Source organism: Morganella sp. Je.2.23 (assembly GCF_051129855.1).
Taxonomy (GTDB): Bacteria; Pseudomonadota; Gammaproteobacteria; order Enterobacterales; family Enterobacteriaceae; genus Morganella; species Morganella sibonii.
This window is the reverse complement of sequence record NZ_JBCPSQ010000007.1, coordinates 1-26,639: the sequence shown is the minus strand read 5'-3', so window position 1 is coordinate 26,639 and position 26,639 is coordinate 1. Positions and strand designations below refer to the sequence as shown.

Sequence of the window (26,639 nt, the reverse complement as noted above, 5' to 3'; positions counted from 1 at the left end):
CCGGGCTGTGTAGATATGGGGTTATTATTGTATTTACTTCTTCATTTTTACCGGACGTTTCCAGCCGGCAATCTGGGTTTGTCTGACCCGGCTTATCACCAGTTCATTCTCACCCACATCTTTGGTTACGGTCGTGCCGGCACCGACAGTCGCACCTTTCCCGATAGTGACAGGCGCCACCAGCTGGGTATCAGAGCCGACAAAAACATCATCGCCGATTACCGTTTTAAATTTGTTCGCACCATCATAATTACAGGTGATGGTTCCGGCACCGATATTCACATCATTGCCGATTTCCGCATCCCCCAGATAGCTGAGGTGCCCGGCTTTGGAGCCGATACCGAGTGTCGCTTTCTTCATTTCCACGAAGTTGCCGACATGGGCTTTATCCGCCAGCACAGAGCCGGGACGCAGACGGGCAAACGGCCCGACAGTACAGTCACGTGCCATTTCAGATGATTCAACCACGGTATACGGACTGAGCACAGAGCCGTCACCGATAACGCAGTCTTTCAGCACACAACCGGTGCCAATCACCACATTATTCCCGAGGGTCACATCCCCTTCGATAATAACATTCACGTCGATGATGACATCTTTACCGTGTGTCAGGGTGCCGCGCAGATCAAAACGTGCCGGATCGAGGATCATGACACCTTCGAGTAACAGACGATCCGCCTGTTCACGCTGATAAATACGCTCCAGCGCCGCGAGCTGAAGGCGGTTATTCACCCCTTCCATTTCACTCAGTTTTTCCGGATGAGCGGTCTCAATACGACGCCCTTCCTGATGCGCAATAGCAATAATATCGGTGATATAAAATTCACCCTGCGCATTATTGTTGTTCAGTTTTGCTAACCAGCGTTTGAGATCACCGCCGTTGGCCACCAGAATACCGGTGTTGATTTCGTTGATTTTCTGCTGTTCTTCAGAGGCATCTTTCTGTTCGATTATCCCGGTCACCTGACCGTTTTCGCGGATAATACGTCCGTAACCCGCCGGGTTATCCAGGATCACCGTCAGCAGACCAATCCCTCCTTCCGGTTTGACCGCCATCAGGCGCTCCAGGGTTTCAGCCGCAATCAGCGGAACATCGCCGTACAGCATCAGAATATCTTCGTCATCGGCAAAGTGAGGTGCAGCCTGCTGCATCGCATGCCCGGTTCCCAGCTGTTCAGCCTGTAACACCCAGTTCAGATTCTGATCCGACAGCGTATTCTGTAATAAATCACCGCCGTGTCCGTAAACCAGATGCACGTTCTGTGCGCCCAGCGAAAGGGCTGTATCAATCACATGCTGAACCATCGGTTTGCCTGCCAGGTGATGTAACACCTTCGGCAGCGCGGAGTACATCCGGGTACCTTTACCCGCAGCGAGAATTACCACACTTTTAGCATTCGTAGACATAAGAAATCTGATCGCTCCTCTTTTAGAGTGCCAAGTAAACCTGTTTACACACGAAAATACCACATATTTCGCAACGCAAAAAAGCCAGTCAGCAGATACTGACTGGCTTTTATATTTTAACTGCCTCGGTTACATCATCTTCTTGGCTAATTCGTCAATTACACGTAATTTTGCAATTGCTTTTGCCAGTTCGGCTGATGCCTGAGCATAATCCACGTCACCATGTGCTTTCCGGATGTTTTCTTCTGCGCGGCGTTTTGATTCCATCGCCAGTGCAGCATCCAGATCATTTGCACGGATAGCCGTGTCCGCAAGTACGATAACGCCGTTTGGCTGTACTTCGAGCATTCCGCCTGAAAGGTAGATCAGCTCTTCTTCACCAAATTGCTTAACAATCCGTACCATGCCCGGTTTTATGGCAGTCAGCAGCGGGGTATGCATCGGGTAAATACCCAGCTCACCTTCACTGCCTGTCACCTGAATCTTCTGGACTAAGCCCTTAAACAGTTGTTTCTCGGCACTTACTACCGTCAGGTGAAACGTCATTGCAGACATATCAGCCTCCTGTCAACCGGATTAAATCTTCTTCGCTTTTTCCACAGCTTCTTCGATGGTACCAACCATGTAGAACGCCTGCTCCGGCAGATGGTCGTAATCACCTTCCAGAATACCTTTAAAGCCACGGATTGTGTCTTTCAGGGAAACGAACTTACCCGGTGAACCGGTGAAGACTTCTGCCACGAAGAACGGCTGAGACAGGAAGCGCTGGATTTTACGGGCACGGGCAACAACCAGTTTATCTTCTTCTGACAGCTCATCCATCCCGAGGATTGCGATGATATCTTTCAGTTCCTGATAACGCTGGAGGATTGACTGTACGCCACGGGCAACATCGTAGTGCTCCTGACCAACAACGAGCGGGTCAAGCTGACGGCTGGTGGAATCCAGCGGGTCAACCGCAGGGTAAATACCCAGAGACGCAATCTGACGGCTCAGAACAACGGTCGCATCAAGGTGGGCGAACGTGGTTGCAGGAGATGGGTCAGTTAAGTCATCCGCAGGGACGTAAACGGCCTGTACAGACGTGATAGAGCCTGTTTTGGTCGATGTGATACGTTCCTGAAGCACACCCATTTCTTCCGCCAGTGTCGGCTGGTAACCTACCGCTGAAGGCATACGGCCTAACAGCGCGGATACTTCAGTACCGGCCAGGGTATAACGGTAGATGTTATCAACGAACAGCAGTACGTCACGGCCTTCATCACGGAATTTTTCCGCCATGGTCAGACCGGTCAGTGCAACGCGCAGACGGTTTCCCGGTGGCTCGTTCATCTGGCCGTACACGAGTGATACTTTGTCCAGAACGTTGGAGTCAGTCATTTCATGATAGAAGTCGTTACCTTCACGTGTACGCTCACCCACCCCTGCGAATACAGAGTAACCGGAGTGCTCGATCGCGATGTTACGGATCAGTTCCATCATGTTTACGGTTTTACCCACACCCGCACCACCGAACAGACCGACTTTACCACCCTTCGCGAACGGGCAGATCAGGTCCATTACTTTGATACCTGTTTCCAGCAGTTCCTGGGAGTTAGACAGTTCTTCGTATGTTGGTGCAGCACGGTGAATAGACCATTTTTCTTCTGCGCCGATGTCACCTTTCATATCGATCGGATCACCCAGAACGTTCATGATACGTCCTAAGGTTTTCACGCCGACAGGGACTTCGATCGGGTGGCCTAAATCGGTTACTTCCAGATTACGGCTCAGACCGTCAGATGTACCCATAGCGATACAACGGACAACCCCGCCGCCTAACTGCTGCTGAACTTCCAGCACCAGTTTTTCATTACCATTTTTTACCTCAAGCGCATCGTACACTTTCGGTACTGCATCCTGAGGAAATTCGACGTCCACAACGGCGCCGATAACCTGGATGATTTTTCCAGTAGCCATCTTGAATCCTCTACGTAATTCGTAAAACCCGGGTGTTAAACCGCGGCAGCACCGGACACAATCTCGGTGAGTTCTTGTGTAATGCTTGCCTGACGCGCTTTGTTGTAAACTAAATTCAGCTCTTTGATCATGTTACCGCCGTTATCAGTTGCAGCTTTCATTGCAACCATACGCGCGGCCTGCTCACTGGCCAGGTTTTCCACAACGCCCTGGTATACCAGCGCTTCGATGTAGCGCCGTAAAAGGGAATCCAGTAACGCTTTAGGATCAGGTTCGTATAAATAATCCCAGGTTTTCTTCTTCAGGTTTTCGTCATCGCTTGGCGGTAACGGCAGAACCTGAACAATGGTCGGAACCTGAGACATGGTATTCACAAACCGGTTAGTTACAATGTACAGCTTGTCAAGACGACCTTCGTCGTAGGCCTGAAGCATGACTTTTACCGAACCGATAAGGTCAGCCAGCGAAGGTTCATCACCCATGCCGTTAACCTGAGCAACCACATTACCGCCCACAGAGGCAAAGAATGACGCTGCTTTGGACCCGATAAGTGCCAGATCAATCTGAACACCTTTGTCAGACCAATCTTTCATTTCGACAATCAGCTTCTTGAACAGGTTAATGTTCAAGCCACCACACAAACCACGGTCGGTAGAAACAACCAGGTACCCGACACGCTTAACCTCGCGTTCTTCGAGGTATGGATGTTTATATTCCAGATTACCTAACGCAATGTGACCAATCACACTGCGGATGGTCTCTGCATAAGGACGGCTGGCCGCCATGCGGTCCTGCGTTTTACGCATTTTGGACGCCGCGACCATTTCCATCGCTTTAGTGATCTTCTGCGTATTTTGTACGCTGGCGATCTTAGAACGTATCTCTTTTGCGCCGGCCATTTGCTCTCCTCATGAACCAGACGGCCTGTACTGTTCACACAGGCCGTTTAGTATTACCAGGACTGAGTCGCCTTGAAGGTATCGAGCACGTTTTTCAACTTCGCTTCGATATCATCGTTATAGCTACCCGTCTGGTCGATTTCTTTCAGAAGATCAGCATGTTCACGAGTGGCATAGCCAATCAGAGCAGCTTCAAACGGCACGACTTTCGAAATTTCGATATCTTCCAGGTAACCACGCTCAGCTGCATACAGTGACAGAGACTGTTGTGCCACTGACATTGGTGCATACTGTTTCTGTTTCAGCAACTCGGTAACTTTCTGACCGTGGTCAAGTTGTTTACGGGTTGCATCATCAAGGTCAGATGCGAACTGTGAGAACGCCGCCAGTTCACGATACTGTGCCAGAGCGGTACGGATACCACCGGACAGTTTTTTCATGATCTTGGTCTGTGCTGCACCACCCACACGGGATACGGAGATCCCCGGGTTAACCGCAGGACGGATACCGGCGTTGAACAGCGCAGATTCCAGGAAGATCTGACCATCAGTGATGGAGATAACGTTTGTCGGAACGAACGCTGATACGTCCCCTGCCTGAGTTTCAATGATTGGCAGCGCGGTCAGAGAACCGGTTTTACCTTTCACTTCACCCTTGGTGAACGCTTCCACATATTCCGCGTTAACACGCGCAGCACGCTCCAGCAGACGGGAGTGCAGATAGAAAACGTCACCGGGATATGCTTCACGTCCCGGCGGACGACGGAGCAGCAGGGAGATCTGACGGTAAGCAACCGCTTGTTTTGACAGGTCATCATAAATGATTAACGCGTCTTCACCGCGGTCACGGAAGTATTCACCCATTGCACAACCGGAATACGGAGCCAGATATTGCAGTGCCGCAGATTCAGACGCACTCGCGACCACAACAATCGTGTTGGCCAGCGCATTGTGCTCTTCTAATTTACGGACAACGTTAGCAATAGTGGACGCTTTCTGACCAATTGCGACGTAAATACATTTGATGCCGGAATCGCGCTGGTTGATGATTGCATCGATTGCCAGTGCGGTTTTACCGGTCTGACGGTCACCGATGACCAGCTCACGCTGACCACGGCCGATTGGAATCATCGCATCGACAGACTTATAACCGGTCTGTACAGGCTGATCAACGGACTGACGGTCGATAACACCCGGTGCGATAACTTCGACAGGTGAGAAACCATCGTGCTCAACCTGGCCTTTACCATCGATAGGCTCACCCAGGGTGTTGACCACACGGCCTAACAGGCCACGGCCAACCGGCACTTCCAGAATACGGCCGGTACATTTTACTTTCATGCCTTCTGCCAGGTCGGCATAAGGACCCATCACAACCGCACCAACAGAGTCGCGCTCCAGGTTCAGTGCGATAGCATAACGGTTGCCCGGCAGAGAGATCATCTCACCCTGCATAACTTCGGCTAAACCGTGGATACGAATGATACCGTCGTTGACGGAAACAATCGTACCTTCGTTGTGAGCTTCACTCACGACATTGAACTGAGCAATGCGCTGCTTGATCAGTTCGCTGATTTCGGTGGAATTCAGTTGCATATGCTCCAGTCCCCTTAAGACTGCAAGACGTCGGTTAGACGCTCGAGTCGATTGCGAATGCTGTTGTCGATGACAAGGTCACCGGCGCGCAATACAAACCCCGCGATAACTGACTTATCAATTTTGCAATTCAGCTTAACTTTGCGTGACAGACGTTTTTCCATCGCTGCAGAAATTTTCGCCAGCTGCTGTTCATTGAGTTCGCCGGCTGAAGTGACTTCAACCTCAACAGTTGACTCCAGCGCAGCCCGCAATGTTGCGAACTGACGGCTAACTTCCGGCAGGGTCACTAAGCGACCATTCTCAGCCATGATACGAACCAGGTTCTGCACATGCTCGTCAATCTGCTCACCGCAAACAGTGATAAACGCCTGAGCCAGGGTTTCCGGAGCAAAAGAACCGGAAATCAGATCTTCGATCTGCTCATTGCGAGTCACTTCAGCGGTAAATGCCAGCATGTTCTGCCATTTTTCAACGGCCTGGTTTTCCACAGCAAAGTCAAAAGCTGCTTTGGCGTAGGGGCGAGCTACAGTAACGATTTCTGACATGCCCCATCCTCCTTACAGTTCAGCGACAAGTTTATCAACGATGTCGCTGTTAGCAGCTTCATCCACGGAACGTTCAATAATTTTCTCGGCACCCGCGACAGCTAAAATGGCGACCTGTTTACGTAACTCTTCGCGAGCACGTTTGCGTTCGGCGTCAATTTCCGCCTGCGCCTGTGCTACGATTTTGCTACGCTCAACTTCCGCTTCTGCTTTTGCCTCATCGATGATCTGAGCGCGTTGTTTATTCGCTTGATCGATCAGGGCAGATGCTTCCGCTTTCGCTTTTTTCATTTGGTCGGTCGCATTGGCTTGCGCTAAGTCCAGGTCCTTTTTAGCACGTTCTGCGGAAGATAAACCGTCAGCAATTTCTTTCTGACGTTTTTCAATGGCCGCCATGATCGGTGGCCATACATACTTCATACAGAACAAAACAAACAGGACAAACGCGATGGCCTGGCCGAGGATTGTTGCGTTAAGATTCACAGCACAATACCTCTTTATCTAATTGAGTTGATGTAAATATCCGGGAGTGGCCGTATCACTACGCAACCGCAAACATTACATACAAGCCCAGACCTACAGCGATCATCGGGATGGCGTCAACCAGACCCATTACGATGAAGAACTGAGTACGCAGCAGAGGGATTAAATCCGGCTGGCGTGCAGCGCCTTCTAAAAATTTCCCACCGAGGATGCCGATACCGATCGCAGCACCGATAGCCGCCAGGCCCATCATTACAGCGGCAGCCATGTACAGCAGATCCATATTCAGGTTTTCCATGACAGTCTCCAGTTTGTTTCAGTTAAATCACAGTTATTGATAATAAAATTAATGCTCTTCAGACGCCATCGACAGATAGACGATCGTCAGAACCATGAAAATAAAGGCTTGTAACGTAATAATCAGTATGTGGAAAATCGCCCACGGAAGGCTCAGTAACCATTGTGACCACCACGGTAGCAGACCTGCAATAAGAATGAAGATCAGCTCACCTGCATACATGTTCCCAAACAGTCGCAGACCGAGGGAAACAGGTTTTGACAGCAGGCTTACCCCTTCCAGAATCAGGTTGACAGGAATGAATAACGGATGGTTAAAAGGCTGTAATGTCAGCTCTTTTGCAAATCCTTTCACGCCTTTCATCTTGAAGCTGTAAAAGAGGATAAGAACGAATACACCAATCGCCATCGACAGTGTGATACTTACGTCTGCGGTCGGAACGATACGCAGCGCAGGTAAACCGAGGATGTGTTCACCGATATACGGAATGAAGTCGATTGGTAATAAGTCCAGTGCGTTCATCAGCAGCACCCACACGAACACAGTTAATGCGAGAGGTGCAATAACCTTGCTCTTGCCGTGATACATATCACGGACGTTGCTGTCAACGAAGCCGATAAGCATTTCTACCGCAGTCTGAAATTTCCCGGGAACGCCACTTGTCGCTTTCTTTGCCACCCTTCTGAAAAGCCATAAAAAGAAAATACCTAATACGACTGAGAAGAAAAGGGAGTCAATGTTCAGCGTCCAAAAAGATGGAGTCGCGTTCGCATGGGGATTGACCAACTCGAAAGTATTCAGGTCCAGCTGAAGGTTATTCAGATGGCCACCGATATACTCTTTTGTGGTTAAACTTTCTCCTGATGCAGACATGATGCCTCTTACCCTTTGTTGTTAAAACCGCTAACCGCTTAGCACGGCCGGTGCGATAATCTGCACGAAAAGCACCGCTAAATAGGTCAAGACCAGTGGTGCAACTGCCGCTTTAAACACTCCTAAAGCAATCATCAGTATCGCTATCGCGAAGATAACTTTAAACCCTTCCCCCACCACAAAAAACCATGCAATCCGGTACGACTGCGGTTCCTCATGCGCTTTCTGCCGGTTACTGATCAGCAAAAAAATCGCATTCGGTATCCATGCGGCAACTCCCCCGGCAAGCGCGGAAGCCCCCCATTCGATACTTTTTATGCAAAAAAGCGCACTAAGAACAACAAACGTCATAAACTGCAAAAACAACAGTTTTTTGGTCAATTTTCCGTTGAAAAGGGAGACAGACATGACATTTAGTTTCTCCGTGTGCACCTTCCGGGGTCAGGCTTACTGAATGATGTATAAAACTGCCTTTGAGCGAGAGTGTCAAGAGACAAAAACGTGCAAATTATACGGGCAGCCAGATTGTTTTCAATCAATAAGTAGCGAAAAAGTGAATAAAAATTTAATTTCTTTGCCGCCGCCACAAATCGTACAAAAAATAGAGTCTACCCTACCTCGGAATACGACGTGCAACTCATTTCTGAAACGTGACAAAAATCACATAACATAAAATACATTAGTTGAATTAACATTTTATAGCGATTAGCAGCTGTAAAAATAGCAATATCAATCAATCAGTTAATCAAAAAAATAAATATTTAACTGATATTTACAGATTAATTTTAAATAAAATAAATAATTTTGAAATAATACGTTATCCGTAAAAACGATTCGGCATAAAATTTTTCGCAGATAAACTTGCCGGAAAGTAACCAATCAGCCGTTGTTACTTTGTAACGGCCCGGTTACGCATTTTATTTTCGTCTCCGGAAAAACAAAGGGACGGTGCAGAAAATGCGCTGACTCCGTCCCCTTAAAAATATTTCTGTTTTTTGACGTACAGCAAACTCAGTTTGGCTTAAGAATCACCAGATGACGCTGTTCATCAAGTTGCGGCACGACCAGTTTTTCGACACTGACGAGAGAAATACCGGCCGGTAACCGGGTCAGTTCCTCTTCCGGCACACTGCCTTTCAGTGCAAAAAAGCGTCCGGTTCCGGATGCCGGCAGGTGATGACACCAGCTGAGCATATCGTCCAGTGATGCAAACGCACGACTGATAACCCCGTCAAATGGTTTGCCCTGATACTCTTCCACGCGGCTCTGAACCGGTTCGATATTTGTCAGCCCCAGTTCATGCTGAACCTGTTTCAGGAAGCGCACACGCTTGCCCAGGCTGTCGAGCAGGACAAAGTGAGACTCAGGCCGGACAATCGCCAGCGGCACGCCTGGAAGCCCGGGACCGGTTCCGACATCAATAAACCGGCTGCCGGTCAGATGCGGCTCCACCACAATGCTGTCCATGATATGACGCACCAGCATCTGCTCCGGCTGACGGACAGAGGTCAGGTTATAGGCCTTGTTCCATTTGTGAAGCATCTCCACATAACCGGTCAGCTGCTGTTTCTGCTGATCGGTCAGCCGGATGTCCGTACTGCGCAGCAATGCGGTAAGTTGTTGCTGTAAATCACTCATCCGTTATGCACTCCGGCGCAGGAGGCCCTGCTTTTTCAGCCAGACCAGCAGAATCGAAATGGCGGCCGGTGTGATACCGGAGATCCGCGATGCCTGACCGATCGATGTCGGTTTATGGTCGTTCAGTTTAGCCACCACTTCGTTGGAAAGCCCGCTCACCTGTTTGTAATCGAGATCAACAGGCAGTGTGGCGTTCTCATTACGCAGCTGGCGCTGAATTTCGTCCTGCTGGCGGGAGATATACCCCTCGTATTTCACCTGGATTTCCACCTGCTGTGCTGCGGCCGGTGAATCAACGCCCGGCGCGAAATCACTCAGGGTCATCAGGCGGTTATAGTCCATTTCCGGACGGCGGAGAAGATCCTCCCCGGTCGCTTCTTTGGAAAGAGGGGTATTCAGGATCGCGTTGATCTCTTTCACGCTTTCGGATTGCGGATGAACGCGGATGTCTCTCAGGCGCTGACGTTCTTTCTCGATCAGCTCCATTTTTTCGCTGAAGTGCGCCCAGCGGGCGTCATCCACCAGTCCGAGTTCACGGCCTTTTTCCGTCAGACGGGCATCTGCGTTGTCTTCACGCAGCATCAGACGGTATTCCGCCCGTGAGGTAAACATCCGGTACGGCTCTTTGGTGCCGAGTGTGCACAGGTCGTCCACCAGCACGCCGATATAAGCCTGATCACGGCGCGGGAACCAGCCTTCCTGATCAGCAGAATAGCGGGCGGCGTTCAGACCGGCCAGCAGCCCCTGAGCAGCAGCTTCCTCATAACCGGTGGTGCCGTTGATTTGTCCGGCAAAGAACAGGCCGTGCAGATATTTGCTTTCCAGGGTCTGTTTCAGGTCGCGCGGGTCAAAGAAATCATACTCGATAGCATAGCCCGGACGCATAATCCGTGCGTTTTCCATGCCTTTCATCGAGTGAACAATCTGCATCTGCACATCAAACGGTAAGCTGGTGGAGATACCGTTCGGATAAATTTCATGGCTGGTCAGCCCTTCCGGCTCCAGGAAGATCTGATGCTGGTTACGATCCGCAAAGCGCATCACTTTGTCTTCGATGGACGGGCAGTAACGCGGGCCGATCCCCTCGATCACACCGGCATACATCGGGCTGCGGTCAAGGTTATTGCGGATCACTTCATGGGTTTTTTCATTGGTGTAGGTGATGTGGCACGGCATCTGTTCAGGATGCTCATCCGCACTGCCCATGAAGGAGAATACCGGCATCGGGTTGTCACCAAATTGCGGTGTCAGTTGGGCAAAATCGATAGTCCGTGCATCAATACGCGGTGGTGTTCCTGTTTTCAGGCGTCCGACACGCAGCGGCAGTTCCCGCAGACGGTGTGAGAGTGAAACTGACGGCGGATCACCGGCACGGCCGCCGCTGTAGTTTTCCAGTCCGATATGAATTTTGCCGTCCAGGAATGTCCCGACAGTCAGTACCACCGATTTGGCTCTGAATTTCAGTCCCATCCGGGTTACCGCACCGGTAACAATATCGTTTTCAACGATAAGATCTTCAACCGGCTGCTGGAAGATCATCAGGTTAGGCTGGTTTTCCAGCGCAGTACGAACAGCCAGCCGGTAAAGCACACGGTCAGCCTGAGCACGGGTGGCATGGACTGCCGGCCCTTTGCTGGCGTTCAGGGTTCTGAACTGAATACCCGCACGGTCAGTGGCATGTGCCATTAATCCGCCGAGTGCATCGATCTCTTTAACCAGATGCCCTTTACCGATCCCACCGATAGCAGGGTTGCAGGACATCTGACCCAGAGTGTCGATATTGTGAGTCAGTAAAAGTGTTTGACGGCCCATACGTGCCGCTGCCATTGCAGCTTCAGTACCGGCGTGGCCACCGCCGATAACAATGACGTCAAAATGATCCGGATAAAACATGTTAAACCTTCATTACAAAATGCAGTAGTGCATCGGGGGAGAGAATATAACTCAACTCTTGCCGTCTGACCATGAGCGGTAAAGACGCAGGTAATTATATAAAGATCTTTTTATTTAAAGATCTCTTTATTAGATCTTTTATTAGGATCGCGATCCTCTGTGGATAAGTGATAAATCCCCATAAAGATCATAAAACTGTAAAGGATCATTTCCTGTGCAGTACCGTTGATCCTGTTCAGTATAAGCTGGGGTCAAAACGGGTACTTATTCACAGGGCCTGGCGGAGAGTGATCTTATACAGTGAATAACTACGGGTTGATCGCAAGTTGATCCCCGAGTTATCCACAGTTGATCGCTGTTTTTATCAGCAAATCAGAGTAAATTTTTCCATTCTTCGATCCAGATCTCAGCCGGATCTTCAGGAATATCGTGTTTCTGAATATCAATTTCGAGTGACTGACCGATTTTTTCCGCACCTAAAGAGGCAAGAAGGGTATCCAGTGTACGGACCGCACCGCAGAAAGTGTCATATTCACTGCTGCCGATCCCTATGGCACCGTAACGGACAGTGCTGAGATCAGGCTGCTGTTCACGCAGTGCATCGGCAAACGACTGTATATTTTCAGGGAGATCACCGGCACCGTGTGTGGAGGTGACTATTAACCAGGTACTGTTCTGCTGCGGCACGTCATCCGCTTCAGGCCCGTGCTGCACATCTGTGGTAAAACCGGCGTTTTCCAGTATTTCAGCAACATGTTCAGCGACATATTCTGCGCTGCCCATTGTACTGCCTGTGATGAGAGTAACTGTGGTCATGGTGATCCCCTGCTGTAAAGAGCGGCTATTGTACGCTGTGAAACAGCTGGGATCTACCTGTGGATAATGTGGTTATAAGAAATTTTTTTTACGGGCGGATCGTCCGTATGATCGGATTCTGTAAGGAGATCAGGGTTTCAGTGGACTGTATCTCATCAATACTCTGTATCTTGTTGATAAGTACGTCCTGCAAAGATTCTATTGTTTTGCACATCACCTTTATAAAAATGCTGTATTGCCCGGTGGTGTAATAGACTTCCACCACTTCATCCAGCTTATCGAGTTTTTTGAGGGCAGCGGGATAATCTTTGGCACTTTTCAGGATGATGCCGATAAAGCAGGTCACATCAAATCCCAGCTGCTTTTCACTGATATCCACCCGGGTACCGGTGATAATACCTGCCTGTTTCATTTTCTCGACCCGGACATGAATGGTGCCGGGACTGACGGCAAACTTTTTCGCCAGTTCGGCGTAAGGTGTGCGGGCATTCGCCATTAAAGCGTGAAGTATGTCACGGTCCAGATTGTCGATCTGATAAATTTCGGCCATTTTATGCCCCTTAAATTAACGAAAATTCATTTTTAGCATCATAAAAATGAATTTTATAAATAGCAAAGGGTATTTTTGCTAAAGGATATTGAATTTATACCCCATTCTGTTGCTTAATCTATTTCACAGGCAATACATGTTCCGCATATCAAGGATTATTATCATGGAAAAATCATTCATCCGACAGCAGCAGCAAATCAGCTTCGTGAAGTCATATTTCTCACGTCTGCTGGAAAAACAACTGGGCCTTATTGAAGTCCAGGGGCCAATCTTAAGCCGCGTGGGTGATGGTACTCAGGATAATTTATCCGGCAGCGAGAAAGCGGTTCAGGTGAAAGTTAAATCATTGCCGGGCTCAACCTTTGAAGTCGTGCATTCACTGGCTAAATGGAAACGCAAAACCTTAGGGCGTTTTGATTTTCTGCCGGGTCAGGGTCTGTACACCGACATGAAAGCGTTGCGTCCTGATGAGGATCGCTTAACCCCAATCCATTCTGTCTATGTTGATCAGTGGGACTGGGAAAAAGTGATGGCAGATGAGGAGCGTACGCTGCCTTATCTGAAGCAGACAGTGAGTAAAATATATCAGACAATAAAAGAAACAGAACTTGCAGTAAGTAAGGAATTTGGTCTGACACCGTTCCTGCCGGACCAAATTCATTTTATTCACTCTGAAGAGCTGCTTGCGCGTTATCCGGACCTGGATGCCAAAGGTCGTGAACGTGCCATCGCGAAAGAACTGGGTGCCGTATTCTTAATCGGTATCGGCGGTAAATTATCTCATGGTGAGTCCCATGATGTCCGTGCACCGGATTATGATGACTGGACCACTGAGAACAGTGACGGTTACAAAGGCCTGAACGGGGATATCCTCGTATGGAACCCGGTTTTACAGGATGCGTTTGAGTTATCCTCAATGGGTATCCGCGTCGACCCGGTCACCCTGGCGCGTCAGCTGGAGCTGACCGGCCAGCAGGTACGGATGGAGCTGGACTGGCACAAATCGCTGGCAGCCGGTGAAATGCCGCAGACTATCGGCGGCGGGATCGGCCAGTCACGTCTGGTGATGTTACTGCTCCAGCGCAGCCATATCGGCCAGGTGCAGTGCAGTGTGTGGGCACCGGAAGTACGTGAAACCATCTCTGATATGCTGTAATACTTTTGCTGTACGGTGAGCCCGGAGGCTCACCGCCTGAAACGGCGCAGCAGACGATTTTTTAAGCCGGTATCAAAACGCCAGATGTGATCAAAAATCCGCATGATACCGGGCTTTCCGTAATGGGACAGGGCTACCGCATGGAAGCGGTGTTTTCCCTGCTGCTGTGAACGTTTAACCTGCTTTACCACTTCATCCGGCAGCCGCTGGGCAATAAAATCAGATATCACCACCACATCCGCATCACGCCACTGCGGTGTCTCCAGCCGTTTTGCCGTTTCTGTCAGACAGGATGCCAGGTCTGTTCCGCCTTTAAAACTCTGCAGCAGAAAGCGGGTCATCTGTTCGATGCCGTCCTGACCGAGAAAATCATAATGTACCTGTTCGGTGGAAAAGAGCATGACATGGCACTGCCGGTTATCGGCCATGGCAATTTTGACCAGTGCAAGACAAAACGCTTTGGCGCAGCGTTCATTAAAGCCGCCCATCGAGCCGGAGGTATCGATACAGATAATGAAAGGACCGCGCGGCTGTTTTTCATCTTTATGATGAACGATCGGCCGCATCACCTGCCGCTCCTGCCAGTGATCGCCCTGTAACCGGTAGGTATACAGCTGTTTCTCGGCCAGCTTCCGGTAAAATTCCAGTTCCAGACCGCTGATGCCGAGTAATGCCAGCTCTGCGGGCAGAAGACGCAGCACATCATCACTCAGCCCGACCCCGCTGACCTCTTCCGGGGTCTGATCCGGCACCAGCTCAGTTATGATGACCGGTTCTGTCACCGCACTGTCCTGAGGAACGGATTTTGCTGTCTGGCTGCGCCCCAGCAGCGAGGCCAGTTTTTCCAGTTCCGGCTGGGATTTTAAGAACTCGCTGTAACGCAGCAGGAGATCATCCGCCGGTCCCGGGGATTTCAGTGATCCTTTGGCCAGATCCCATAACTTGCCGGAAGCCTGTTCATTTTCACTGATGATCGGATCAAGATTGCCGCTCAGCGCCAGATGCTGCTGAAGCTCGGCGAGGAGCTGTTCTTTTTCCTGCTCCAGAATCTCTTTGTGGTAAGCGGTGACCTGTAAAATCAGGCTGATGCGCCAGCGCTGATTGAATAATATCTGATGGGAGGTGGTTTCCTGCTCATCTCTGTGCAGGCGGTGGGCTTCCGGAGAGAACGGGGAGTTTATGTCCTCCAGCGCTTTGAGTATTTCCGGCAGCTGACGGTAAAATTCTGTCCGGTCTGCGGCTGTGCTTTTCTGGTAAAGACAGAATTCATCCGCCAGTGCCGCCGGAACCAGCGCTTCTCTGACCCGTTCTTCCAGTGATTTGCGCCACGACGGCAAATCGGTCAGCACCGCCCGGCGCAAACGCGGGTGTTTTTCAAAAAACCATGCCAGCTGCGGGGCGGCCAGCAGTGTCAGCAGGATCTCTTCAATCAGTTCCCCTTCATTGACGGCCAGCGCGACATCCAGTGCCGAAAGACTTAACACGGAGTGCCGCTCATCTGCTGAGTCAGTTTATCGAGACGCTCAGTCACCGGCAGGAAACTTTCCTCTATCTGCGCAATCCAGTCATCACTGACAAACAGCGCCGGCTGATGCTGTGCAAACAGCTGACGCTGCTGTACCAGGGTCTGACGGATTCCGGAAAGCTTATCCAGCCAGATTTGCGTTTGTGCTTCTGTCATCCGGCTGTCAGTATCCGCAGGGAACAGCGTGCTGCTGCGCAGGCTGACATCACGCAGTTCCAGCAGACCGTTATCATTCACGGCGGCAGAAACCGACTGAGTAAACCCGATACCATTGAGTTTTACCGCAATGTTCCCTCCTTTATCAAAGACGCCTTTATCAAAGAAGGTATCAAACGCACTGCGTTCAATAGTCACATGGGTAACTGTCATATCATGTAATGTCAGGGGATTATGTAGAAACAGCGTTACCGGGCCGGGCGGCAGGGTATCCGGTAACGCATAGCTGACTTTGCGCCCGAAACGGGCACTGCTGCGGATAACACTGAAGGCATCCTGCTGTTGCCGGGTCTGCGTTTCCAGTATCCATTCCTGATAGTATTTTTCCAGCTTCAGCAGCAGGCTGCGCTGCTGATAGGCCTGCTCACACACCAGTTGTGTCAGCAGCTGCGGAACAGATTTCAGTGACGCGGAATCATGCCACAGACAATCTTTCAGCAAAATCAGATCAAGCGGCGTGATACTGCTGTGGTCGTTGAAAAACGCACTGGCCTGTAACAGCCGCAGTGCTTTTTTCCAGCGCCGGTCTGAGATATACGGCGCGTTATCCAGCCGTTCAATCTGCTGACGCAGCTGATAAATCAGTTCAAATATCTGATCGGTCAGCACAACACGGTCAATTTCTTCCTGCCACTGATGATATTCCTCATCGGTTACCTGAAGATGCGCGGGGATCTGTTCATCTGATGCGCCGGGTGTGACGGTGAGCATGGCGCGGAAACTCTGTTTTTCCTGTAGTTTATCCAGCCATAAGCGGATCAGCATCCGGTCATAGAGGGCTTCCAGGCTGCTGTCGTTATCCGGCAGTTCGTTGGAGGCGGCCACCAGCAGCCGCATCGGGATAGCGCTTTCGCTGTCGCCGTTACGGTATTTGCGTTCGTTAATCGCAGTCAGCAGGGTATTAAGGATAGCGGGACCGGCTTTCCAGATTTCGTCGAGAAACACGATTTCCGCATCCGGCAGATATCCCTGCGTGATGCGCTGATATTTCCCTTCATCTTTCAGTGCCTGAATTGAGAGCGGGCCGAAGATCTCCTCCGGGGTGGAGAAGCGGGTCATCAGGTACTCAAAAGCACGGGCGTCACTGAAAACCAGTTTCATCCGCCGTGCAATCATACTTTTGGCGATCCCCGGCGGGCCGAGCAGAAAAACACTTTCCCCGCTGAGGGTTGCCAGTAAGCAGAGCCGGATGGCGTGCTGTCGTTCATACAGCCCGGATTCCAGATGTCGGCTCAGCCGGGCGATACGTTCAGAACGTTGCATGGGACTCCCGTGAATTTACTGATGCAGTTTCTGCGTTTATAAACTAAAAAAGCTACCGCGTTTACTGCGTAAAATCACGTTTCTTCTGCTTTTTGCGCAAATAGTGATAAAAAAATTGCCGGGGATACCGGCAATGCCGTTAATCAGTAAAACAGAACATCAGTTAAACCGGACATCAATCACCTGATAGAAACTGTTGGCGGTATCCGCGATTTCCCATACACCGTAAATAATCTGATAGCCGCTCCGTTCCGGAATGGTGCACTGATGTGTCACTGTCTGCGGCGGAACCTGATTTTTACCGTCATAACTACAGAATGGTTCGGATTCAAATGATGCCCGGGTCAGCGGGGCTCCGGGATGCCAGTCCGGCCTGGTGATGTAGTAACGCCAGTTACGGGTTTTGTGGGCAGCTGTTATTTTCCAGGTGAATATGGCGGTTCCCGGTTTTACCGTTATCTGATGCCAGTTATCACCGGGGGTATCGAGTGGCAGAAAACGCTCAATACCACCACTGGCAAGCCGGCCGTCCGGCGGGAATTTTCCGTCCGGAAATCCGGAGAATGTTTCAATACTTTGTGGTTCCCATTGGGCGGAGCCACACATAGCAGCGGGATTTTTACCGTCACGGCAATTTTCTGCCCGTGAGGCCGGTTCAGTGATATAGCCGTGAGCAAACGCCTGTGAAGTCAGTAAACAGAAAAGTATGCCGGCAAATGTCGTTTTTTTTACCATAAGAAGATCTCCGGTATGAGAGGGGGAAATCAACATAACAACACCGGGATATGTTCTGCGATGTCATAACTTATCAGTGGTGTAACAGAGTGATAAAAAATCCGGGATATCAGGGAGGAAAACCGGTGATTTCTGCGGGTAAGCTGCCGGATCACCGGCATTTTTCTGCCGGTATGATTGAATCCATTCAGCTATAACTCATTCAATCAGTTATATTTTTTATTTAACATATTCACAAGCGAAACGTTTCGATCACCATCACATTTTTCGGGAATGAATATTGAGTTTTCCCGTATTTTTTCTACCATAGTTTAAAAGCGAAACGTTTCGCTCAGGAGGATTTTATGAAGAAAGGGGCTTTACTGAACGGTGATGTTTCCGCAGTTATCGCACGTCTGGGTCATACCGACCATATTACTGTTGCTGATGCCGGGCTGCCGATCCCGCCCGCCACACCGCGTATTGATCTGGCATTAACACAGGGTGTGCCTGATTTTATGTCGGTGTTTAAAGTCATCACACAGGAGATGCAGGTGGAAGCCGCTCTGATGGCGGAAGATATCCAGACACATAACAGTGACCTGCATGATGCGATTGTGGCTCATCTGAAAGCACTGGAATTACAGCAGGGGAATGTGATTCAGATTCAGTATGTTACTCATGCTTCTTTCAAATTACAGACACAAAACAGCCGTGCCGTGATCCGGACCGGTGAGTGCACACCGTTTGCCAATGTGATGCTGTTCTCCGGCGTGACATTCTGAGGTGTCTATGGAACCGTTACTTGAACTCAAAGGTATCGATAAAGCTTTCCCGGGTGTGAAAGCCTTATCCGGTGCCGCCCTGCGGGTTTATCCCGGCAGAGTGATGGCGCTGGTCGGAGAGAACGGCGCCGGTAAATCCACCATGATGAAAGTACTGACCGGGATCTATAAAAAAGATGCCGGTCAGATTCTGTTTCTGGGGCAGGAGCGTCAGTTTACGGGGCCGAAATCGTCTCAGGAAGCCGGTATCGGGATTATCCATCAGGAACTGAACCTGATCCCGGAACTGACGATTGCAGAGAATATTTTCCTCGGCCGCGAATTTACCGGCCGTTTCGGCAATATCGACTGGAAAAAGATGTATGCCGAAGCGGATAAGTTACTGGACCGTCTGAATCTTTCTTACAGCAGTCACCGGCTGGTGGCGGAACTGTCTATCGGCGATCAGCAGATGGTGGAAATCGCCAAGGTGCTTAGCTTTGAGTCGAAAGTCATCATTATGGATGAACCGACGGACGCACTGACGGACACCGAAACCGAATCACTTTTCAGTGTGATCCGCGAATTGCGTGAGCAGGGCTGCGGGATTGTCTATATCTCTCACCGTCTGAAAGAGATTTTTGAGATTTGCGATGATGTGACGGTATTCCGCGACGGTCAGTTTATCGGTGAAAAACCGGTATCTGACCTGACAGAAGATACCCTGATTGAAATGATGGTCGGGCGCAAGCTGGAAGATCAGTATCCGCGTCTGAATCTGCCGCGCGGCAAAGAGAAGCTGGTGGTGAAAAACCTGTGCGGCCGCGATGTGCATGATGTCAGTTTCACGCTGCATGAAAACGAAATTCTCGGTGTTTCCGGGCTGATGGGCGCGGGACGTACTGAACTGATGAAAATCATTTACGGTGCGATGGCAAAAACCGGCGGTACTGTCGAAATGGACGGCAAAGCCTGTCAGATAAACTCGCCGAAAGCCGGACTGAATAACGGTATCGTGTATATCTCTGAAGACCGCAAACGTGATGGTCTGGTACTGGGGATGTCAGTAAAAGAGAACATGTCTCTGACCGCGCTGCCGTATTTCAGCAGTAAAACCGGACGCCTTAATCATAAAGAAGAGCATCTGACCGTCAGTGATTTTATTCAGCTGTTCAATATCAAAACTCCGGGTATGGATCAAATCATCGGATTTTTATCCGGCGGTAATCAGCAGAAAGTGGCGATCGCCCGCGGCCTGATGACCCGGCCGAAAGTCCTGATCCTCGATGAACCGACACGCGGTGTGGATGTCGGGGCGAAGAAAGAGATTTATCAGCTGATCAACAAATTTAAACAGGAAGGCCTGAGTATCATCCTTATTTCATCGGAAATGCCGGAAGTTATGGGGATGAGTGACCGGATTCTGGTCATGCACGAAGGGCGGATAAGCGGGGAGTTTGCCGCGGAAAACGTCACTCAGGAAGCATTAATGGCCGCCGCAGTCGGCAAACAATATGGCGCAGGGCAGGAGTAAGATATGCGTACAGATTCAACCCCGGCGTCAAAACGCTGGTTTTCCAAAGAATGGCTGCTTGAGCAGAAATCACTGATAGCACTGCTGATCCTGATTGTGATTGTCTCCATGATCAGCCCGAACTTTTTTACCCTGAATAACCTGTTCAACATCCTTCAGCAAACCTCTGTTAACGCCATTATGGCCGTGGGGATGACGCTGGTGATCCTGACTTCCGGGATTGACCTGTCTGTCGGCTCTCTGCTGGCACTGACCGGCGCGGTGGCAGCCTCCATGGTGGGAGCAGATGTTAACGCCATTGTTGCGGTTGCGGGTGCACTGGCACTGGGCGCGGCTATCGGCGGCGTGACCGGGGTGATTGTTGCCAAAGGGAAAGTGCAGGCCTTTATCGCCACGCTGGTGATGATGCTGTTATTGCGCGGTGTAACCCGTGTGTATACCGACGGCAGCCCGATCAGCACCGGATTCAGCGATAATGCGGATGTGTTCAACTGGTTTGGTATCGGCCGTTTGTTCGGTATTCCGGCACCGGTCTGGCTGATGATTGTTGTTTTTGCGGCGGCCTGGTATCTGCTGCATCACACCCGTCTGGGACGTTATATCTACGCGCTGGGCGGTAATGAATCCGCCACCCGCCTGTCCGGTATTAATGTCGATAAAATCAAAATCATTGTTTACGCACTTTGTGGTCTGCTGGCGGCGTTAGCCAGTGTGATTGAAGTGGCGCGTTTATCTTCCGCACAGCCGATGGCCGGTAACGGTTACGAGCTGGATGCGATTGCGGCGGTGGTTCTGGGCGGCACCAGTCTCGCCGGTGGTAAAGGCCGTATTATGGGCACCCTGATCGGGGCGCTGATTTTAGGTTTTCTGAACAACGCGCTGAATCTGCTGGGGATCTCCTCCAACTACCAGATGATTGTCAAAGCGGTTGTGATTTTGCTGGCTGTACTTGTTGATAATAAAAGCAGTAAATAATCCACTTACCCGAATCCTGCAAGGAACTGAAACATGAAACTGAAAAAGATTGCGACCCTTTTCTCCGTTGTTGCACTGAGCGCCACTATCAGCGCCAATGCACTGGCAAAAGAGTCCATTGCCCTGGTGATCTCCACACTGAATAACCCGTTCTTTGTCACCATGAAAGACAGTGCGCAGAAAGAAGCGGATAAACTCGGTTACGACCTGGTGGTTCTGGATTCCATGGATAACCCGGCAAAAGAACTGGCTAACGTGCAGGATCTGACCGTGAAAGGCACCAAACTGATGCTGATTAACCCGACAGACTCTGATGCCGTCGGTAACGCCGTGATCCTGGCCAACAAAGCTAATATCCCGGTAATCACCCTGGATCGCGTTGCAAGTAAAGGTGAAGTGGTCAGCCACGTTGCCTCTGATAACGTCCTCGGCGGCAAACTGGCCGGTGATTTTATCGCCCGTAAAACCGGCGCGGACGCCAAAGTTATCCAGCTGGAAGGTATCACCGGGACTTCAGCTTCCCGTGAGCGCGGCGAAGGTTTCAAACAGGCAGTTGCTGAGCATAAAATGAATGTGCTGGCCAGCCAGCCGGCAGATTTCGACCGTACCAAAGGTCTGAACGTCATGCAGAACCTGCTGACCGCACATCCGGCTGTTCAGGCGGTCTTCGCCCAGAACGATGAAATGGCATTAGGTGCGCAGCGTGCATTACAGACTGCCGGCCGTGATGATGTGCTGGTGGTTGGTTTCGACGGAACAGCTGACGGTATCAAAGCAGTGAAAGGCGGTAAACTGGGTGCAACAGTGGCACAGCGCCCTGACCAGATTGGGATCATCGGTATTCAGACAGCCGATAAAGTCCTGAAAGGTGAAAAAATCGATAAAACTATCCCGGTTGAGTTAGAACTGATTGTAAAAGACTAACGATATCAGCCTCCCCGGTACTGTGTGCCGGGGAGTATTGTCAGCAATAAGGAAATAAAGGTAATGACAACATCCCGTCTGACCGTTCTCGGCAGTATTAATGTCGACTATATAATGAATATTGCACAGTTTCCGGCACCGGGCGAAACGGTGATCGGTAAGCAATATCAGACAGCCTTCGGCGGCAAAGGTGCAAACCAGGCGGTAGCCTGCGGACGCAGCGGTGCTGATATTACCTTTATTGCCTGTGTGGGTGATGATGCCATCGGGGCGGAAATACTGGCGCAGTTACAGCGCGACCATATTCATACTGCCGCAATCAGTGTAGTACCGGAAGCGGCCACCGGCGTGGCGATGATTTTTGTGAATGAAGACGGTGAAAACGTCATCGGTATCAGTGCCGGTGCCAACGCTGCACTGACGCCGGAACATTTTGCACCTTATAAAGGGATTGTTGAGCAGTCCGATGCCCTGCTGATGCAGCTGGAATCTCCGCTGGAAACGGTGATAGCCGCCGCACAGGCAGCAAAACATCACCAGACCAAAGTGATCCTCAATCCGGCCCCGGCGCGGGAATTACCTGACAGCCTGCTGAAGCTGGTGGATGTTATCACCCCGAATGAAACGGAAGCAGAAAAGCTGACCGGTATTTCTGTCAGTGATGAAACCGGCGCAGCGAAAGCTGCGCAGGTACTGCATGATAAAGGCATTGAACAGGTGCTTATTACCCTGGGCAGCCGGGGTGTCTGGCTGAGTGTCAATGGTGAAGGCCGCCGTATTCCGGGATTTAAAGTCAATGCCGTAGATACTATTGCCGCCGGTGATACCTTTAATGGTGCGTATGTTACCGCGCTTCTGGAAGGCAAACCGGCAGATGATGCTGTGCGTTTTGCCCATGCCGCCGCCGCAATCGCCGTCACCCGCCGGGGTGCGCAGCCATCAGTACCGTGGCGCCGTGAAATTGATTCTTTCCTTGCGGAGCGTGGTTAATACTGTGGCGACGATGAAAGACGTGGCGCGGCTGGCGGGGGTATCCACCTCGACAGTTTCCCATGTCATCAACAATAACCGCTTTGTCAGTGACGGTGTGCGCAAGAAAGTGAATGATGCCATTGCCGAACTGAACTACGCACCGTCTGCACTTGCGCGCAGCCTGAAAATGAACCGGACAAACACCATCGGGATGCTGGTGACCACCAGTAATAACCCGTTTTATGCGGAAGTTGTCCGCGGGGTGGAGCGCAGTTGTTATGAACGCGGCTACAGCCTGATCCTCTGTAATACCGAGGGGGATCACAAACGGATGAACAGCAGCCTGGAAACACTGCTGCAAAAGCGGGTGGATGGCCTGCTGCTGATGTGCACCGAGATAAAAGGCCCGTCAGCGGAGGTGTTCAGCCGCTATCCCCGTCTGCCGATGGTCATGATGGACTGGTCGCCGTTCGCGTTCGGCGGGGATGTGATTCAGGACAATTCATTCCTCGGCGGTGAAATTGCCACCAATCACCTGATCGAAAACGGTTTTACCCGGATTGCCTGCATTGCCGGTCCGCTGGATAAATCACCGGCCAAATCCCGTCTGGACGGTTTTTACCGTGCAATGGCACAGGCCGGGCTGGATGTGCCGCCAGAGTATGTGCTGGAGAGTGATTTTGAATTTAGCGGTGGTTTCAGTGCCATGAATCAGCTGCTTTCCCTGCCTGTACCGCCGCAGGCAGTATTTGCCGGTAACGACGCGATGGCGGTCGGTGCGTATCAGGCTATCTGGCAGAAAGGATTACGTATCCCGCAGGATATTGCGGTCGTCGGTTACGATGATATCGATCTGGCGGCATTCCTCACGCCGCCGCTGACCACTATCCACCAGCCGAAAGATGAGCTGGGCAAACTGGCAGTGGATAAACTTCTGCGGCGCATGGATGATGCGGACGCACCTTCTGATCTGCTGGTACTGACCCCGGCACTGATAAACCGGGGTTCAGTTATCCGCCGTTAATGCGGGGCCGGGCTGTCTGAGGGGCGGGTTTTCTTCTTAATCATATTCCGCCCGTCAGTCCGGCTCAGGAACAGGAACACAAACGCCGACAGAATCGTCATCACCCCGACAGTCACAAAGGTCGCGTGGAAATTATCGACGATAGATCCCCAATCCTGAGATTCGAAATAGCGTAATACAGACGCACTCACCGCAATCCCGAAACTGATAGAAAGCTGCTGGGTCACGGCCAGCACACTGTTACCGGAACTGGCATTATGCTCGGTCAGATCCGCAAGGGTAATGGTATTCATCGCGGTGAACTGTGTGGACATCGCCATCCCGAGAATAAACAGCGGCAATACCAGCAGATAAATCGACATTCCCGGTGACTGGAAATAGAAGGATGAAATAATTGCGCCGATCACCAGTGTGACCGCAAACAGCGTCAGCCGGTAACCGTAGCGGCGCAGAATCTGAGTAACCGCTGATTTTGCCAGTATAGAACCGATTGCTGTCGGTGCCATCATCATCCCTGCCACCACGGCCGGATAACCAAAACCAACCTGTAACATCAGCGGCATCAGAAACGGAATGCAGCCTGTTCCCAGCCGTGTGGCCACGTTACCGGCGATCCCGACACTGAATGTCCGTGTACGGAACAGACTCAGCGGAATAATCGGCGCAGAAATACGGCGGGCGTGCAGGGCATAGAAGGTCAGCAGCGCAAAACCGCTGCCCATCACCAGGAACGGTGTCGCCGCCGCCAGCGCGTTATCCCCGAACAGATCCAGACTGACAGAAACAGACACCAGTCCGGCACCGAGCAGGGCAAAACCTAATGTATCAAACCGGCGTTTCGGCATGGTGAAATCAGGCATATGGCGGATGGCGTAGATAATCCCCAGAATCCCGATAGGAATATTAATGATAAAAATCCAGTGCCAGGTGGCATAGGTCACCAGTATCCCGCCGAGCAGCGGCCCCAGTACCGGGCCGACTAATCCCGGAATGGTGACAAAATTGAGGATCGGCAGCAGTTCGCTGCGCGGATAAGCCCGCAGCAGTGCCAGACGGGCCACCGGCATCATCATCGCCCCGCCTATCCCCTGAATAATCCGCGATACCACCAGAAACGGAAGGCTGGGGGAAAAGGCACATAATAAAGAACCGAGGGAAAACAGAACCACTGCGATAATAAATACCCTGCGGGTGCCGAAACGGTCGGCCAGCCAGCCGCTGACCGGGATCAGCAGCGCCACTGTCAGCGTATAACTGATAACAGCGGACTGCATCGCCAGCGGAGAGTGATTCAGGCTTCTGGCAATATCCGGCAGTGCGGTGTTCAGAATGGTGGCATCGAGCGCCTGCATAAAGAACGCCATTGCGGCAATCCACGGCAGACCCGCCATATTCCGGGCTGTTTTAAACATGTTTTCCCTTAATACATTATCTCTGAATAGTCAGTAGTGTAACTATTACATATTCACACTTTACTCAACAACACCTGACATGCCTGACGGGCACGTTCTCCGTTGCCGTCAATAATGGCATCCACAATCTCTTTATGGAGATCAATCTCAATAACCTGATTGGTGGTGATAGATTCAAAGAAGTTGTGATACACAAAATCGAATAAATTCGCGAAAGAAGCAAAAAACGGATTTCCGCACGCCTGATAGATAAGGTGGTGGAAGCGGTGATCAACGGCTATCCATTTATCCCGCTCAAAATGGGCGGATAATAATGTCATCTCTTTTAACAGAAAGGAGAGCGACTGCTTTTGTTCCTTTCCTGCATTGGCGGCAGCCAGGGCACAGGCCTGAGGTTCAATTGCGGCACGCAGCTCGCGGAAATATTTCAGTACCTGCCGGTGATCCCCGCTGCTCAGCCACCATTTAATAAAGTCATGATCGAGGAAATTCCAGCTTATCACCGGCATCACGCGGGTACCGATGCGCGGGCGCGGTAAGACCATCCCTTTCGCGGCCAGCATCTTTATCGCTTCACGGACGGCTGTCCGGCTTACCTCAAACTGCTCCGCCAACTCAATCTCCCCCGGCAGAATAGACTCCGGCGGATATTGGCCGGATAAAATCTGCTGCCCCAGTTTTTCAGCCAGAAGATAAGACAGGTTCTTTTGTGACGCATTGAGTTGTTCTGAAAACTGCATTCTGATTCCTTGGTGTAATGCATTAACAAAGCGGGATAATGATACAGAAGACGCATTATGGTGCATATTAATGACAAAACCGGCGAATAAAAGCTCAAATATACATGTTTTGTCTAAAAAAAACGCGAACAAACATTTTTTTGAAATAAACACTTGCGTGATCTCAGCGAGTGTCTATAATGCGCCACCACTGACACGGAACAACGCGATAACACGCGGTTCCGGCAGAAAGAGAAAAAGCGAAAAGTTGAAAAACAACGCTTGACTCGAAGGGGCTGGAAACGTAATATACGCAGCCTCGCAACAACGCAGAAGACCGGCAACGGCAGCGAAGGTTGCAACTGCTCTTTAACAATTTATCAGACAATCTGTGTGGGCACTCGCAGGACATATCACAAAAAATATTATTTTTGAGAAGTCTTGAAGAGTGACCAATACAGCAGCTTAGAAATAAGCAGCAG

26 protein-coding genes are annotated in these 26,639 nt (G+C 50.7%); 7 read left to right on the top strand and 19 right to left on the bottom strand.

The window, feature by feature from the left end:
- Nucleotides 1-33: 33 nt before the first annotated feature.
- The 14 genes from glmU to asnC all read right to left on the bottom strand — a co-directional run bounded on the left by glmU (nucleotide 34) and on the right by asnC (nucleotide 12,959).
- Nucleotides 34-1,407, bottom strand: a complete 1,374-nt coding sequence (gene glmU, locus AAZR23_RS17685; RefSeq protein ID WP_434694121.1) for a bifunctional UDP-N-acetylglucosamine diphosphorylase/glucosamine-1-phosphate N-acetyltransferase GlmU — start codon at nucleotides 1,405-1,407, stop codon at nucleotides 34-36.
- Between the two features lie 129 nt (nucleotides 1,408-1,536).
- Nucleotides 1,537-1,962, bottom strand: a complete 426-nt coding sequence (locus AAZR23_RS17680; RefSeq protein WP_004236731.1) for a F0F1 ATP synthase subunit epsilon — start codon at nucleotides 1,960-1,962, stop codon at nucleotides 1,537-1,539.
- 21 nt (nucleotides 1,963-1,983) lie between these two features.
- Nucleotides 1,984-3,366 (bottom strand): F0F1 ATP synthase subunit beta, encoded by a 1,383-nt coding sequence (atpD, locus tag AAZR23_RS17675; RefSeq protein ID WP_024473722.1) that lies wholly within the window; start codon nucleotides 3,364-3,366, stop codon nucleotides 1,984-1,986.
- Between the two features lie 35 nt (nucleotides 3,367-3,401).
- Nucleotides 3,402-4,265: a F0F1 ATP synthase subunit gamma gene (gene atpG / locus AAZR23_RS17670; RefSeq protein WP_046892821.1), complete on the bottom strand. Its 864-nt coding sequence runs from the start codon at nucleotides 4,263-4,265 to the stop codon at nucleotides 3,402-3,404.
- Nucleotides 4,266-4,318: 53 nt separating this feature from the next.
- Nucleotides 4,319-5,860, bottom strand: a complete 1,542-nt coding sequence (atpA, locus tag AAZR23_RS17665; RefSeq protein WP_025153702.1) for a F0F1 ATP synthase subunit alpha — start codon at nucleotides 5,858-5,860, stop codon at nucleotides 4,319-4,321.
- 14 nt (nucleotides 5,861-5,874) lie between these two features.
- Nucleotides 5,875-6,408, bottom strand: coding sequence for a F0F1 ATP synthase subunit delta (atpH, locus tag AAZR23_RS17660; protein ID WP_025153703.1), 534 nt, complete (start codon nucleotides 6,406-6,408; stop codon nucleotides 5,875-5,877).
- Nucleotides 6,409-6,420: 12 nt separating this feature from the next.
- Nucleotides 6,421-6,891 (bottom strand): F0F1 ATP synthase subunit B, encoded by a 471-nt coding sequence (gene atpF, locus AAZR23_RS17655; RefSeq protein ID WP_024473723.1) that lies wholly within the window; start codon nucleotides 6,889-6,891, stop codon nucleotides 6,421-6,423.
- Nucleotides 6,892-6,949: 58 nt separating this feature from the next.
- The gene (atpE, locus tag AAZR23_RS17650; RefSeq protein WP_000429386.1) at nucleotides 6,950-7,189 is read right to left on the bottom strand and encodes a F0F1 ATP synthase subunit C; all 240 of its coding nucleotides are present in this window, start codon (nucleotides 7,187-7,189) and stop codon (nucleotides 6,950-6,952) included.
- 48 nt (nucleotides 7,190-7,237) lie between these two features.
- Nucleotides 7,238-8,062: a F0F1 ATP synthase subunit A gene (gene atpB / locus AAZR23_RS17645; RefSeq protein ID WP_004236738.1), complete on the bottom strand. Its 825-nt coding sequence runs from the start codon at nucleotides 8,060-8,062 to the stop codon at nucleotides 7,238-7,240.
- A 30-nt stretch (nucleotides 8,063-8,092) separates the two neighbouring features.
- Nucleotides 8,093-8,470: a F0F1 ATP synthase subunit I gene (gene atpI / locus AAZR23_RS17640; protein ID WP_004236739.1), complete on the bottom strand. Its 378-nt coding sequence runs from the start codon at nucleotides 8,468-8,470 to the stop codon at nucleotides 8,093-8,095.
- A gap of 603 nt (nucleotides 8,471-9,073) precedes the next feature.
- Complete coding sequence (rsmG, locus tag AAZR23_RS17635) at nucleotides 9,074-9,700, bottom strand: 16S rRNA (guanine(527)-N(7))-methyltransferase RsmG (RefSeq protein ID WP_218427068.1); 627 nt, start codon at nucleotides 9,698-9,700, stop codon at nucleotides 9,074-9,076.
- 3 nt (nucleotides 9,701-9,703) lie between these two features.
- On the bottom strand, nucleotides 9,704-11,593 hold the full coding sequence (mnmG, locus tag AAZR23_RS17630; RefSeq protein WP_046892819.1) for a tRNA uridine-5-carboxymethylaminomethyl(34) synthesis enzyme MnmG: 1,890 nt from the start codon (nucleotides 11,591-11,593) through the stop codon (nucleotides 9,704-9,706).
- Between the two features lie 372 nt (nucleotides 11,594-11,965).
- Entirely contained in the window at nucleotides 11,966-12,409 is a 444-nt protein-coding gene (gene mioC, locus AAZR23_RS17625) for an FMN-binding protein MioC (protein ID WP_052927981.1), read from the bottom strand.
- An 88-nt stretch (nucleotides 12,410-12,497) separates the two neighbouring features.
- Nucleotides 12,498-12,959, bottom strand: coding sequence for a transcriptional regulator AsnC (gene asnC, locus AAZR23_RS17620; protein ID WP_004240216.1), 462 nt, complete (start codon nucleotides 12,957-12,959; stop codon nucleotides 12,498-12,500).
- Between the two features lie 163 nt (nucleotides 12,960-13,122).
- Here asnC and asnA point away from each other — a divergent pair, with 163 nt between their 5' ends.
- Complete coding sequence (asnA, locus tag AAZR23_RS17615) at nucleotides 13,123-14,115, top strand: aspartate--ammonia ligase (protein WP_046892817.1); 993 nt, start codon at nucleotides 13,123-13,125, stop codon at nucleotides 14,113-14,115.
- Between the two features lie 29 nt (nucleotides 14,116-14,144).
- On the opposite strand, the gene viaA is transcribed toward asnA, so the two are convergent.
- From viaA to AAZR23_RS17600, 3 genes are all read right to left on the bottom strand, one after another.
- Entirely contained in the window at nucleotides 14,145-15,599 is a 1,455-nt protein-coding gene (viaA, locus tag AAZR23_RS17610; protein WP_434694095.1) for an ATPase RavA stimulator ViaA, read from the bottom strand.
- Complete coding sequence (gene ravA, locus AAZR23_RS17605) at nucleotides 15,593-17,119, bottom strand: ATPase RavA (protein ID WP_434694094.1); 1,527 nt, start codon at nucleotides 17,117-17,119, stop codon at nucleotides 15,593-15,595. The genes viaA and ravA overlap by 7 nt, the downstream gene beginning before the upstream one ends.
- A gap of 159 nt (nucleotides 17,120-17,278) precedes the next feature.
- Nucleotides 17,279-17,854: a lytic polysaccharide monooxygenase gene (locus tag AAZR23_RS17600; RefSeq protein ID WP_434694092.1), complete on the bottom strand. Its 576-nt coding sequence runs from the start codon at nucleotides 17,852-17,854 to the stop codon at nucleotides 17,279-17,281.
- Nucleotides 17,855-18,198: 344 nt separating this feature from the next.
- Between AAZR23_RS17600 and rbsD the strand changes: the two genes are divergently transcribed.
- The 6 genes from rbsD (at nucleotide 18,199) to rbsR (ending at nucleotide 24,026) form a co-directional block, all read left to right on the top strand.
- Nucleotides 18,199-18,618, top strand: a complete 420-nt coding sequence (rbsD, locus tag AAZR23_RS17595; RefSeq protein ID WP_046892813.1) for a D-ribose pyranase — start codon at nucleotides 18,199-18,201, stop codon at nucleotides 18,616-18,618.
- Nucleotides 18,619-18,625: 7 nt separating this feature from the next.
- Nucleotides 18,626-20,131, top strand: a complete 1,506-nt coding sequence (rbsA, locus tag AAZR23_RS17590) for a ribose ABC transporter ATP-binding protein RbsA (protein ID WP_434694088.1) — start codon at nucleotides 18,626-18,628, stop codon at nucleotides 20,129-20,131.
- 3 nt (nucleotides 20,132-20,134) lie between these two features.
- Entirely contained in the window at nucleotides 20,135-21,106 is a 972-nt protein-coding gene (gene rbsC / locus AAZR23_RS17585; protein WP_166706757.1) for a ribose ABC transporter permease, read from the top strand.
- A 33-nt stretch (nucleotides 21,107-21,139) separates the two neighbouring features.
- The gene (gene rbsB / locus AAZR23_RS17580; protein ID WP_046892811.1) at nucleotides 21,140-22,030 is read left to right on the top strand and encodes a ribose ABC transporter substrate-binding protein RbsB; all 891 of its coding nucleotides are present in this window, start codon (nucleotides 21,140-21,142) and stop codon (nucleotides 22,028-22,030) included.
- Between the two features lie 63 nt (nucleotides 22,031-22,093).
- Nucleotides 22,094-23,020, top strand: coding sequence for a ribokinase (rbsK, locus tag AAZR23_RS17575; protein ID WP_434694085.1), 927 nt, complete (start codon nucleotides 22,094-22,096; stop codon nucleotides 23,018-23,020).
- Nucleotides 23,021-23,024: 4 nt separating this feature from the next.
- The gene (gene rbsR, locus AAZR23_RS17570; protein WP_369442747.1) at nucleotides 23,025-24,026 is read left to right on the top strand and encodes a ribose operon transcriptional repressor RbsR; all 1,002 of its coding nucleotides are present in this window, start codon (nucleotides 23,025-23,027) and stop codon (nucleotides 24,024-24,026) included.
- Here the strand turns inward: rbsR and mdtD are convergent.
- Both mdtD and AAZR23_RS17560 read right to left on the bottom strand, forming a co-directional pair.
- Nucleotides 24,023-25,438, bottom strand: coding sequence for a multidrug transporter subunit MdtD (mdtD, locus tag AAZR23_RS17565; RefSeq protein ID WP_046892808.1), 1,416 nt, complete (start codon nucleotides 25,436-25,438; stop codon nucleotides 24,023-24,025). The two genes, rbsR and mdtD, sit on opposite strands and share 4 nt — an antisense overlap.
- A gap of 53 nt (nucleotides 25,439-25,491) precedes the next feature.
- Complete coding sequence (locus AAZR23_RS17560) at nucleotides 25,492-26,178, bottom strand: FadR/GntR family transcriptional regulator (protein ID WP_046892807.1); 687 nt, start codon at nucleotides 26,176-26,178, stop codon at nucleotides 25,492-25,494.
- Between the last annotated feature and the right edge of the window lie 461 nt (nucleotides 26,179-26,639).